We start from the raw sequence: 12,524 nt of genomic DNA, 5'->3' as shown, positions 1-12,524 counted from the left end.
CAGAGTCAGAGTCTGTCGTACTACCGTAATGTATATGAAAGGAACCCTCATTGATAATCGAACCGGGGGTTCGAATCCCTTACCCCATGAAGAACATTAAGAGCATCTGACTACGGATCAGAAGGTCCTCGCACACATATCCTCAGTAAATCAAGTAAATCAGGCCAAGCAGTCTCCCTGCGCACAGCCTCCCCAAAAAACCGCGCCAGGCAGGCTACGCCGTGCCTGATCACGGTTTTGCTCGGCTTCGTGCTCTGGTCGGGGCAGCTCCTGGTCTGGCTGTATCCTGTTATGCCAGGTGCTTGCTATGACCGCCATCCCTTCGCTACCCGTTATGCGTCCGCCACCTGCCAACCGCCCTGGCCTTATCTGTTTTATCTGCCGTCCGCTGCGCTCCCGGCTATTAACAAGGTCTAGCGGCGGCCTGCTATGGCTCCGTGCTTCGCTGCGCTACGCACTCCCGCCATAGCGGCCAGGGCGGAATGGCGGTCGGTGGCGGCGGGAATGCTATTAAGCGATGGATTATAGCTGCCAGGCAATCCCCCTTGATCAATGGGCGATAGAACATAACCTGCCGCGAACAGCGGCGACAGTAACACTGATCAACGTTAGTACTGTCTTGGCGCGTCCGTGGTCATAGACGAGGTGCCCAGCTTCAGCACATCACCCAACGACCGGCCGTAGGATCAGCAGTGTAATATACCTGAGCGACAGTCCACCACCTCATCTATGCCCCCGTACGTTCCCCCCTTATCTTCACCCATGCTATTTTTTTGTTCAATTGAAAAAGGAAGCCTTATTTTAGGGACTATTAGCAGTTCTTTGAAGATTACTGGCCGGAGACGGTAATTATTATCCTTTCGGACTTACAATGGCCGGGATTAGTAGTAACGCTCTTAAAGGCGTGAACTACCCGGAGAATCGCAGGAAGTATAACGGAAATGAGCTACAGAGTAAGGAGTTCGGAGATGGTACAGGTCTTGAGTGGACCGACTTTAATGCAAGGACTTATGATCAACAAATAGGAAGGTTCCAACAGATAGATCCATTATTGGAAGATGGACAAGAAAACTTAACACCATATCATTTTGCATATAACAATCCTGTTCGCTATAGTGACCCTGATGGTAAATTCCCTATATTTCTAGCCTGGGGGCTTCCTGCTATTGGAGAGGCGATTGTTTATCTAGGTGCGGCAACCGGTATTACTGCAGCTGCAGTGAAAGTATATAACCAAGTAATAGATCCTGCCCTCAAAAGCGGAGCTGTGGGGAGTATCGATCATATGCCGAACTTTGTGGTTCAGCGGCCATCAACGGTTAAGTCAGAGGAAGCTAAAGCGCCTCCGTCAAATGAAAAGTCTTCACCATCTTCTAATAATAAGTCCAAGGCACAAGAGAGAGCCGATAAACTTAGTCAAAAACAGCGTCCAGGTCAAGATTTTACTAAAGCAGGTAAGGAGGCTACTAAGGATGTTAATAAAGAGAAGAATGGAGGGCAGATGAAATGTGAGAATTGCGATACGGATGTACAACCGGGTAAAAAGCATCAAAGAGGAGAAACACCACCATCTAATGAGGCGCATGTAGATCATGTAGTGCCTAAATCTAAGGGAGGTAGCGGCACTCCTGATAATGGACAAATTTTATGTAGAGGTTGTAACTTAGAAAAAAGCAATCACTAATTATGGAGAATAGGAAAAAAGTATTGTTTGTACAAAAAGTGGCCGAAGACGAGTTTGAGACAGAGAGTCTTTGGTGTATAGAGGATGGAAACTCTTACATAATAGATAATATCCCTTTTATTGCAAAGAGAATTGCATTAGGGGACACTATCAAGGTTGAATATGATGAAGACGAAGGGGCATATTATTTTGATGATTTTCTGGCTACATCGGGGAATAGCACAATACGGCTGTATTTTGAAGATGGAGAGCTAATAGAGGCAACGAGAGAAGCTTTAGAAAAGTTGGGCTGTGAATCAGAGGCCTTTTTAGCAAGAAAAATAGTTGCAGTAAATGTACCGAAGCAGGTTAATTATAGACTTGTAAAAAAATATTTAGATGATGGAGAAGGCCAAAATAAGTGGCAATATGAGGAGTCATGCCTATCACATGAGTATTAGAAAGTATAATTAAATGAAAAAACCGCAGGCATCAGCTTGCGGTTTTTTCATTTATGGCTATACGTCTTTTTGTTTTTAAAGTCCCTTATCATAATATCTATGTGGTTAAGGATATAGTCCTTAGCCTCACCCGGTAAGGCATTAATATCTTCCAGTCGTTTTAAGGTATCCTGATCCAGCACAAGGTTAGTTTTACCAACCAGGTAATCAATGGACACCGCCAGTGCATCCGCAATTTTAATAATCACCTCAATGGATGGGGTCATGATGTTACGCTCATAGCGGCCGATAATATCACCGGAAGTACCAATCTGTTTACCAAGATCGGCCTGGGATAAGCCTTTTTGCTTGCGCAGCAGCATTATATGTTCGCCTATTGTCATACTGAAACGTATTGAAACAGACCCGTTTTAACGGGCTCTTGCAAAAATACTCTACCTATAAGTATTAATCAAAACCTATAAAACTTGGTTTGTAAAGATGGATATGTTACATTTGCGACCAATAGGTAGTGATTAAATATTTTTCCACATGGCAAAGCAAACCAGACTTATCAAACTACATGGTAAATACCAACAGGTAAAGAATCATTGGAACGGTGGCCGTGATGTGCCCTGGTTGAATGTAAGCGGCCTATGGTTAGAGCAGGCCGGTTTTAAAGTAGGCGACCAGTTAGAGATCCTGGTAGGCCGCCGGGTGCTGAAGATCAAAAAGAAAGCTGCTCATGGAGATACGGGACATTAAGCAGCAGTTATCTATCCTGGAAGTGGTGGCGCATTATGGGTTAAAGCCTGATAAGTATAACCGGCTGCTCTGCCCCTTCCATGCGGATAAAACACCCAGCCTGCAGCTGTACCCCAAGACCGATACGTTCTGCTGCTTCTCTACAGCCTGCAGCGCTGGTAGTGGGGATCAGCTGCAGTTTATACAGCTGATGGAAAAAGGTGGCAAGCATGAAGCTATTATGAAAGCTAAATCCATGCTGGGAGCGGCAGGTGCTATACCTGCGATTTTGCCTTCAGTACAGTTACCAGCGGGCAGTGATGCCGATATACTTGAACAGGAAGCCTTAATGGTAAAAGTGTTCAGCTACTTTAAACGGTCCTTACCGCTTGCAAAGAAAGCAGTCAGCTACCTGGAGAGCCGGAGTATAAACTACCAACTCCATGAAATCGGTTATAACAGTGGTGGGCTGCATGTGGAGAGCAAGAACCACCACATGGTCAGCAGCATGGTAAAATACGGATTGCTGAAACTCCGTTCCACTGGCGGTTACAATGTATGGGCAAAAGACTGTGTGGTCTTCCCCTTAAAGAACCGGGAGCATAAAATTATATCATTATACGGCCGCAGTATCAGTAACAATGAGGATCAGCGGCATTTTTACTTAACCGGAAGATCCGGTCTTTATCCCTGTTATCCTGAGGGTGCTACTACGAGGTTAATACTTACGGAAAGTGTGATCGATGCGGCCAGCTTATTGCAGCAGCCGGAGATCACTGCGGAGTACGGAGTATTAGCCTTGTATGGTACCAATGGGCTGACGGATGAACATCAGCAGGCTATTATCAGCTGTAGCGGACTGGCAGAGATCATCTTCATGTTAGATGGAGATAGTGCAGGCCAGGCAGCTACTATGAAGCACGCCGGCACGCTGGCCGGGCTGCTGCCACAGATGAAGCTTACAGCTGTAAGGCTTCCTAATGGAGAGGACGTTAATAGCCTGCTGCAAACACATGATGACAGCCGTATCTTAATAGATATGATCAGTCAGCGTCAGCCGGTTGATTTTTATTCTTCAATTGAAAAAGAAGCTCCACTGGTTGAAAGTGCTGTTACACCTGTAACAGCAGTAGATACCAGGTTAAACACTGCTACACCGGAGCTGTTAACCTATGATGGTGGTCTGCTACAGATCACTATCCTGGGCGGTATTAAGCTCACAGGGTTAGACCGCTTGCGGGTTACGCTGAAGGTTGAGCATAAGCAAAAGCAGCTGTTACCAGTACGTCACAATCTTGACCTGTACAATAACAGCCATACCGAGCAGCTTACGAGCAAACTATCAGAGGCTTTTGAAATGAGCCTGCAGGTGGTGACAGGGATTATATCCCAGCTTACGGGCGCGTTAGAAAGCTACCGTGCCTCACGGTTGGAGAGTATGCAAGCCCGTCCGGCAGAGAAACGGGAGCTGACAGCTGCGCAAAGGGAGGCAGCTATTAATTACCTAAAGCAGCCAGGCCTGCTGCGCCGTACCAGTGAGGACATAGGACGGTCGGGCATTGTAGGAGAAACCGTTAACCGGCTGATCGCCTACCTGGTGTACAGCAGCCGAAAGCGGGAGGCGCCTTTGCATATTATGTTCCTGGGCGCCAGTGGCAGCGGTAAGACCTATCTGCAGGAACGGGTAAGTGAGCTGATACCAGCGGAGGATAAAATAGAAATCACCCAGGTGACGGAAAATGCCTTTTATTATTTTAAGCAGGAGGAGTTAAAACATAAGCTGCTGCTGATAGAAGATCTGGACGGCGCAGAATCTTCCCTGTATCCGCTCAGGGAGCTGCAGAGTAAGCGGCGCATATCCAAAACCGTTACCCTGAAGGACAGTAAAGGAAACTTGAAAACCGTTACCGTTATGGTGGAAGGTCCGGTAAGCGTGAGCGGGTGTACCACGCGGGAGAAACTGTATGAGGATAACGCGAACCGTTGTCTGCTGCTGTATGTAGATGGGACGAGCGATCAGGATCGGCGCATTATGGAGTACCAGACAAGGTTAAGCGCCGGGCTCGTAGATCATGGCCAGGAGCAGGCAGTAAAGGAACTGTTTAAAAGTATCCAACAGGTATTACAACCGGTGCGGGTGGTCAATCCTTATGCAGCTTATATCCAGTTGCCGCAGCAGATCTTTAAGCCCCGCAGAACCATGACCTTATTATTATCGTTTATAGAAACGGTCACCTTCTATCATCAGTACCAGCGGGAGATAAAAAGGGATGGCAGCGGTCAGCCTTATATAGAAAGCACGCCGGAAGATATATCAGCCGCGTTCGGGCTTTTAAAAGAGGTGCTGTTCAGTAAAAGCGATGAGCTGGCAAAGGCTACCCGTAACTTTTTAGAGTTATTAAAAGCCCTGCTGAAAGCTGAGAGTAAAGACAGCTTTACCGCCAAAGAGATCCGGGAGCGGCTACGTATTAATCCCGGCAACCTGAAACGCTACCTGTCAGAGTTGGAACGTTACGGATACCTACAGGGCAGCGGGAACCGCTATCGTCATTATGAATACCGTATTATCAACTTTGACGAGTATGAAACCCTGAAAGGCAGTATAGATCAACACTTGCAGGGTATTTTAAACACCATTAATCAGCAGGCCAGTAGTTCAGTGGTTCAGTAGTGGTTCAGTAAAGTTAGTGAACCACTCAAAGGCGCTACAGTACTACGTTTATCTTCAGTGGTTCAGTAGTTCAGTAAAAAGACTATAGTAGCAAAATCTTTTACCCCTCCTCCTTATTAAAATCTATTGTTTATGGAAGCAGTTCACTTATTACATAGTAATGAGCATGTGCTATTACAGCAAGGCTTTAAGAACTGGCTGCAGCTGTTGGGCTATGCTGATATTAGTGTCTATAATCTTCCACGGCACCTGCAGGAGTTTTTACATTACCAGGAGCAGCAGGGCAAAAGCAGCCTGCAGCAGTTGGTGGCCAATGATGCTACTGCTTTTATAGATCTGCTTAAAATGAGAACAGGCATCCGTACGGGACAGGGCCATAGCAGCGGGCATATTAATAAGTACATCCAGGCTTTACATCTTTTTAGCCGCTATGTGCGGGAGACGGGCAAAACAGGGATAGGCTTCAGGTTGGAACGGCTGGAAGATAGCCGTAGTAAACCAACCTGGTTAACGGTCGCAGAAGTGCATGCGCTGTACAGGACAACAGATGACACAGCGTTAGGCGTCCGTGACCGTGCAATGCTCGCGGTGTTCTACGGCTGTGGCTTGCGCTTAAATGAAGGGGCAAGCCTGGAAGTAAGTGATGTGCTTAGGGATCGGGCCTTATTATATGTACGTAAAGGGAAAGGCTATAAAGAACGGTATGTTCCTATCAGTGGACGGGCTTATGAGCTGTTACAACTTTATATAGACCAGAGCCGTCCCCGGTTGTTACAAAGCGCTACAGCAATGCTGTTTATAGGCGTAAATAAGGGAATCCCCTTGACAAAGCAGAGTTTATATATCCGTATTAAACAACTGGCAAAAAAGGCTGGTATAATAAAGAATATAGGCACTCATACCTTACGGCACAGTATCGCCACCCATCTATTGCAGAGCGGTATGGAGCTGGAACAGATACAGGAGTTCTTAGGCCATAGCCAGTTAGACAGTACACAGATTTACACTCACCTGGTAAATGATGTTTTATGACGTTCTCTACTTATTTACAACAGCAGCAGTTCAGTACAGCCACTGTTGGGGCTTATAATAAACAGCTGGAGTACTTTACCCAGTGGCTGGATCAGGAGCAGTTAAGTCCGGTAGATATGACTTACACTGAACTGCTGGACTTTATACGCTGGCTGCAAGCGCAGGGTAAAAGCAAAGGCATGGTAAGAAGCCAGCTTTGCATCCTGCGGCATTACTTTAATTACCTGGTAGCAACAGGTAAAAGAACAGATAACCCTGCAGCCGGTGTTTTTATCAGAGGCCTTAGCAGAAAGCTGCCCTCCAACTTGTTAAGTGTTCAGCAGCTGCAGCAGCTCTATGATCAGTACAACATCCAGCTATATGTAGACCTGGGTAAAAAGATCATGTTAGGGCTGCTCGTCTACCAGGGGCTGACCACTGATGAAATAGAACGGTTGGAAGCACCGCATATCCGGCTAAAGGAAGGGAAGATCTTTATCCAGGGAACCAGCCGCAGTAACGAAAGATGGTTGAAGCTGGAAGCCGTGCAGATAATAGATCTGCAGCGTTATCTGGCTGTTAACCGGCTCAAGGCAGGCGCTTTACTGGCCGGACAGAAAAAGGGCTTTATCAGTGCCAATAACATTATTAACCAGGTTAACAGCATCATGAGGCAGTTACGCCGGCTTAACCCTAAAGTGCAGAACGCTCAGCAACTACGCAGTAGTGTTATAGCCGGCTGGATAAAGCAATATAACCTACGACAGGTACAGTATATGGCTGGCCATAAATATGTGAGCAGTACCCAGCGGTACCAGACGAGCGACCTGGAAGATCTGCAACGCTCTTTACGCAGGCATCATCCTATGGGATAAGGCTGTACAATAACGCATACCGGGCAAATGTTTTACCATAGTTTTACCATTAGCTCATAGTGAATCGTAAACGACTGGTTATTAATTAGCTGAATTAATAAGTTCGAATCCTATAGGGATCCCTAGAGTACATTTTTTTTAAAAAAGTGGAGAGGCTAATCAATGCAAAGCCACCGAGCATCCAAATAGCGTCGGAGAGAAGGTTTATAATAATATCTCTGATGGCATCCATTACTAGCAAATATACGAAACGATAGCTATATAGTATCGAATCTCTTCCTCCGCACAAACGGGCCATAATGCGTTCCAAGACAAACAGAATCAAAATCTGTCGTACTTGTCTAACACCTGTCCTCGGCCTCTACAAGTGAAATCAGGCCAAGCAGTCTCCCTGCGCACAGCCTCCCCAAAAAACCGCGCCAGGCATCCCGCTGACGCGGGCGTGCCTGTCACGGTTTTGCTCTGCTTCGTGCTCCGGTCGGGGCAGCTCCCGGTCTGGCTGTATCCTGTTATGCTAGGTGCTTGTAATGACCGCCATCCCTGCGCTGCCCGTTATGCGTCCGCCACCTGCCAACCGCCCTGGCCTTATCTGTTTTATCTGCCGTCCGCTGCGCTCCCGGCTATTAACAAGGTCTAGCGGCGGCCTGCTATGGCTCCGTGCTTCGCTGCGCTACGCACTCCCGCCATAGCGGCCAGGGCGGAATGGCGGTCGGTGGCGGCGGGAATGCTATTAAGCGATGGATTATAGCTGCCAGGCAATCCCCCTTGATCAATGGGCGATAGAACATAACCTGCCGCGAACAGCGGCGACAGTAACACTGATCAACGTTAGTACTGTCTTGGCGCGTCCGTGGTCATAGACGAGGTGCCCAGCTTCAGCACATCACCCAACGACCGGCCGTAGGATCAGCAGTGTAATATACCTGAGCGACAGTCCACCACCTCATCTATGCCCCCGTACGTTCCCCCCTTATCTTCACCCATGCTATTTTTTTGTTCAATTGAAAAAGGAAGCCTTATTTTAGGGACTATTAGCAGTTCTTTGAAGATTACTGGTCGGAGGCGGTAATTATTATCCGTTTGGGTTGACGATGGCGGGGATTAGTTCGAATGCGCTGAAAGGCGTGAATTACCCGGAGAACCGATTGAAGTACAACGGGAAAGAACTACAGAGTAAAGAGTTCGGAGATGGAAGTGGGTTGGAATGGTATGACTACGGAGCAAGGTTGCAAGATCCACAAATAGGAAGATGGCACACACTAGATCCCTTGACTGAAAAAGGCAGAAGATGGAGTCCATATGTTTATGCGTTTGATAATCCGGCAAGGTTTATAGATCCGGATGGTATGTGGCCGGATTGGCCTACATGGAACGATGTTAAGAACGCAGGGAAAGCTCTTGCAGGAGGTGTTGGTGGAACGGTTATAGGTACGGTTGATAATATTAGCGGAGCAAGTTTTAGAAGTGCTGTTGCCACTAATATCTCTGATCCGTCAATCGCATCTGGATGGAACACAGGACTAAATGTAGCCGATGTTGGCGCAGTGGTAGTTGGTAAAACAGGGCAAATAGTAGGAGGAGCTATAGCAGCTACAGCAGCGACCGTGACTGTAGCTAGTGGAGGTCTCGCAGGAGTAGTATCTGTCCCTGTTGCGATCAAAGGTTTAAGCATCTCAATAATTGGTACTATATTGAATAAAAATGGAGCTGCTAATTTAGCTTCACAGAATGGTAGGGTTTATGCAAAAGGTGATAATAAATTAGAAGCTTATAAAGCAGATCCTAACACAAATGAGAGCCAACCAGGCAGTCATACATCTTTTAAGAGAGATGGTAATGGTGATGTCTACAAATATCAAGAATTTACCGAAAACCCTCGGAATCCAAATGGATTTGATGCAGGGAGAAGATTTGATGGAGGGGCGGGCAATGGCCAACCTGGAGCACCACATTATAATAACAAAACCGGCCAAACTGTATCAACTCCTCACGTGAATGATCCCAAAATTCCAGGAGGTGTGAGGGCACCGGAGCCTTGGGAAATACCACAGAATAACAGATTTATAAACCCGGGAGGCACTCCCTAATTTACTAATTAAAATGGAACAAATTATTGACTGGATATCAAATTGGTTATTGTCTCAATGTGATGGAGACTGGGAACATGAATATGGGGTAAGGATTGAGACTTTAGATAATCCTGGTTGGTCCGTTAAAATAGATTTGGCAGACACAGAATTAGACCATTTAGATTTTGAGACAGATATTGTTGAGACTAGTGATAATGATTGGTATGTTTATAAGGTAAAAAACAAGCAATATTTTGGAGCTGGGGATTTAAATAAATTGGGATTCATACTGGAGAAATTTAAAGAGTTGGTTGAATCAAATAAAAAATAAAATACATTTACCCGTAAGCCAGCGACTAAGTACACCTTTTTATCACAGAACCCAGCTTTTAACTTAGCGAGGTAAAATATCAATGATGTCGATAACCCCATTTCAAAAACGTAAAACTACATCAGAAAAGAAGGCCTTAGTCGAGATGTGGAATGCATCAAAATTGACGATGAAGGAATTTTGTAGTACTCACCAAAGGAACTTTTGAATGACCACTTTTCGAGCAGAACGACAGCCATACAATGATCTCTTACTCGCAGTTGCTATTGATATTACAGGGTATTAGTCTGGGTAAAGTACAGTATAGACTCCGCTGTCTTGAATGAGTCAAGTACGAAGGTCTATATTTCGAGTCAAAGATTAAATTCTTCAGAAAGATATGAGAAATCATATAGTGGGAACATTACAAAAGGAGCGATATCGCCAACCTGGAGTTTGGGACAATTTCATGTAATAAGACAGAATGATGAAGGCGGCAACCCAATAGGAGGAGAAATAAGAGGACGATATTATGGCGCTGAACGGGAAGAAAGGGATAAGCAAGGAATAGACAAAAAATCAGAACGGACTTATACAATGGAAGAGGCAAGCCAATGGATAACTATGGATCAAATAAATATTTGAATTGACGAAACCGTTGCGGATTTTAAGGAGTTTACAATTGTATTGGGCCACGAATTTGGCCATGCAAAACATGCAGTGGAGAATCCTGTTGAAGCTTGGGTGTGGTCTGAAATGGATAATGGAAGAAACTCTCTGAACGCAATGAGAGCGGGCAGGATGTGTTCTTTGATAATATAGTGGTAGTGCATAATAGTGGGCCGCTGGTGGAGGAGACGCATTATTATCCATTTGGATTGACGATGGCCGGGATTAATTCGAATGCGTTGAAGGGCATGAACTACCCGGAGAATAGATCTAAATATAATGGGAAGGAGCTACAAAGTAAAGAGTTTAGAAAAAGTGGCGGTCAAGAGCGGTATGATTACGGAGCGAGAATGCAGGACCCACAAATTGGAAGATGGCATGTTTTGGACCCCATGTCCTCTAAATACACAAGTTACTCTCCATATAATTATGCTCTGAATAATCCCATAAGCCTACTTGATCCAAATGGAATGGATGTAGAGGAGTTTAGCTGGGGAACGAGGTATACAGGAACAGATGCACAGGAAGCTTTTAGACAGCTCCAAGGCAGTAATAGTGGTAGCCGGGACAATAATGGAGATAAAGACAAGGAAAAGAATAAAGGAAATAGTAAGACGGCTTTTGCACCAGTATTATTTCCATTACTGGGTGAAGGTGCAGGATTAGCCGGCGCTACCGCAACAACAGGGCTTTATCGTTTCCCTAGCTTAGGTGATTGGAGCACTGCCGGAAATGATCTAAAAGATAAACTGAAAGCAGATGTAGAAGGAGCAAAATATTTATGGCAGGTTGTATCTGGTGAACTCAATGATCTGTTGATAAGACGGGGGTTAAAAGCTAGTCATCGTTACCCATTGCCGGCTCTTCCTCTTTCAATTCCTTTTACGAAACATGGCAACCGAAAGGATAACACTAATCCTCAACTATTGTACGAATTCTTCTTTACACCAACGGACGGTTTTACACCTATTATTAAATATGGAGTTGCAGATATGTATTCAACTGGCTATGATAGACCAGAAAAACAATTGCCGGTATTTCAAACATTATTTGGCGCTTCAGTAAATTGGCGACCTGTATTGTCTGCGCCAAACAGAGCCTTGGTATTAGAGGTTGAGGATGCTGCGGTTAAAGCACATATAGCAATTTACGGCTACAAACACCGGCTCCAAATTAAACCTTAGAATTTATAAATGCGTAAAACATTAAAACATGATTAGACTAGGATCAGTCGTTGAAAGGGAAATAAGTGCAAACACGGAAGCACTAACGTTTATATACTCACATCTCCTAAAAAGTACAGGAGTAACTTCCAATAAATACATACATGTCAATCACATAGGAAACGATTTAGAAGAAGCAATCCTTTATTACGGAAAAGAAGTCTTTATTAATATCAAATATCCATTGCCCGAAAATTTCCATTCCAAATCAGATATTGAAAAACAAGAGGTGTTTTTAGACATTCTACAGGCTGCGCTATGTAGGCTAGCAAACGAAGACAAAAGAATAACCACCGAAAAGTTAGAAGCTGTAAAAAAGCAAATATTGCAGCAACAGTTTGCATTTGAGATAGTACATAGAACCTATGTCAACAAAAAAAGACAAGATCTTGTTGCAAAGGTGATTGTAGTACCGCAACCATATAATTTTGATTTTTATATTTTAATAGAAGATGGTGACGTACAAAAATGCAAATTGGCAATTTATAGAGGCAAACCTACGGACTACTATATTGATGATTTGTTTTCTACTGGAAAGTGGAAGGGTGAAGATGAATTTATTCTGAAAGGTAAGAAATCAGAAATTGAATTTCACCTCCAGTTAAGTACTTGCAACTTGAAATTTGTTAATGTTACGGACAATAAGGATAAGGCACCACTGTTTGAATTAATGAAATCCAGCGCTGATAAGAATAAAACGTTAAAGGACTATATCGAATCTTTGAATCCAGCAATTGCGGCAATGTTAACTAATACATTAAACAAATGGCAATAATCATTGAAAATGCGGCAGATGGGGAGTGTAAAATAAACTGTGTCAAATTCTATTTCAATGTTTGGAACCCCACG

13 protein-coding genes are annotated in these 12,524 nt (G+C 44.7%); 10 read left to right on the top strand and 3 right to left on the bottom strand.

The genetic code is table 11. The features are described from left to right. Positions 1-413: 413 nt before the first annotated feature. Positions 414-599 carry a hypothetical protein gene (locus Q0577_RS00530; RefSeq protein ID WP_298731707.1) on the bottom strand — a complete coding sequence of 62 codons (186 nt, stop codon included), beginning with the start codon at positions 597-599 and terminating at the stop codon, positions 414-416. Positions 600-832: 233 nt separating this feature from the next. On the opposite strand from Q0577_RS00530, the gene Q0577_RS00525 reads away from it, so the two are divergent. Beyond that, positions 833-1,684: an RHS repeat-associated core domain-containing protein gene (locus Q0577_RS00525; protein ID WP_298732218.1), complete on the top strand. Its 852-nt coding sequence runs from the start codon at positions 833-835 to the stop codon at positions 1,682-1,684. A gap of 2 nt (positions 1,685-1,686) precedes the next feature. Next, positions 1,687-2,124, top strand: a complete 438-nt coding sequence (locus tag Q0577_RS00520; RefSeq protein ID WP_298731719.1) for a DUF4265 domain-containing protein — start codon at positions 1,687-1,689, stop codon at positions 2,122-2,124. Positions 2,125-2,171: 47 nt separating this feature from the next. Here Q0577_RS00520 and Q0577_RS00515 read toward each other — a convergent pair whose 3' ends face one another. After that, positions 2,172-2,507 (bottom strand): helix-turn-helix transcriptional regulator, encoded by a 336-nt coding sequence (locus Q0577_RS00515; RefSeq protein WP_298731727.1) that lies wholly within the window; start codon positions 2,505-2,507, stop codon positions 2,172-2,174. 148 nt (positions 2,508-2,655) lie between these two features. On the opposite strand from Q0577_RS00515, the gene Q0577_RS00510 reads away from it, so the two are divergent. The 4 genes from Q0577_RS00510 (at position 2,656) to Q0577_RS00495 (ending at position 7,404) form a co-directional block, all read left to right on the top strand. Next, positions 2,656-2,868 (top strand): SymE family type I addiction module toxin, encoded by a 213-nt coding sequence (locus Q0577_RS00510; RefSeq protein ID WP_298731715.1) that lies wholly within the window; start codon positions 2,656-2,658, stop codon positions 2,866-2,868. After that, positions 2,849-5,518: a CHC2 zinc finger domain-containing protein gene (locus Q0577_RS00505; RefSeq protein ID WP_298731713.1), complete on the top strand. Its 2,670-nt coding sequence runs from the start codon at positions 2,849-2,851 to the stop codon at positions 5,516-5,518. Before Q0577_RS00510 ends, Q0577_RS00505 begins: the two co-directional genes overlap by 20 nt. Before the next feature lie 132 nt (positions 5,519-5,650). Beyond that, entirely contained in the window at positions 5,651-6,550 is a 900-nt protein-coding gene (locus Q0577_RS00500; RefSeq protein ID WP_298731711.1) for a tyrosine-type recombinase/integrase, read from the top strand. Next, complete coding sequence (locus Q0577_RS00495; protein WP_298731709.1) at positions 6,547-7,404, top strand: tyrosine-type recombinase/integrase; 858 nt, start codon at positions 6,547-6,549, stop codon at positions 7,402-7,404. The genes Q0577_RS00500 and Q0577_RS00495 overlap by 4 nt, the downstream gene beginning before the upstream one ends. Before the next feature lie 633 nt (positions 7,405-8,037). Here the strand turns inward: Q0577_RS00495 and Q0577_RS00490 are convergent. Continuing rightward, the gene (locus tag Q0577_RS00490; protein ID WP_298731707.1) at positions 8,038-8,223 is read right to left on the bottom strand and encodes a hypothetical protein; all 186 of its coding nucleotides are present in this window, start codon (positions 8,221-8,223) and stop codon (positions 8,038-8,040) included. A gap of 233 nt (positions 8,224-8,456) precedes the next feature. On the opposite strand from Q0577_RS00490, the gene Q0577_RS00485 reads away from it, so the two are divergent. The 4 genes from Q0577_RS00485 (at position 8,457) to Q0577_RS00470 (ending at position 12,450) form a co-directional block, all read left to right on the top strand. Next, positions 8,457-9,491: an RHS repeat-associated core domain-containing protein gene (locus Q0577_RS00485; RefSeq protein ID WP_298732216.1), complete on the top strand. Its 1,035-nt coding sequence runs from the start codon at positions 8,457-8,459 to the stop codon at positions 9,489-9,491. Between the two features lie 13 nt (positions 9,492-9,504). After that, positions 9,505-9,804, top strand: coding sequence for an immunity 53 family protein (locus tag Q0577_RS00480; protein ID WP_298731705.1), 300 nt, complete (start codon positions 9,505-9,507; stop codon positions 9,802-9,804). A gap of 827 nt (positions 9,805-10,631) precedes the next feature. Next, positions 10,632-11,636 (top strand): RHS repeat-associated core domain-containing protein, encoded by a 1,005-nt coding sequence (locus Q0577_RS00475; RefSeq protein ID WP_298731703.1) that lies wholly within the window; start codon positions 10,632-10,634, stop codon positions 11,634-11,636. 28 nt (positions 11,637-11,664) lie between these two features. Continuing rightward, on the top strand, positions 11,665-12,450 hold the full coding sequence (locus Q0577_RS00470) for a hypothetical protein (protein ID WP_298731702.1): 786 nt from the start codon (positions 11,665-11,667) through the stop codon (positions 12,448-12,450). The last annotated feature ends 74 nt before the right edge of the window (positions 12,451-12,524 follow it).

Source organism: uncultured Chitinophaga sp. (assembly GCF_937898475.1).
GTDB lineage: Bacteria > Bacteroidota > Bacteroidia > Chitinophagales > Chitinophagaceae > Chitinophaga.
This window is presented reverse-complemented; position numbering and strand designations above follow the sequence as displayed.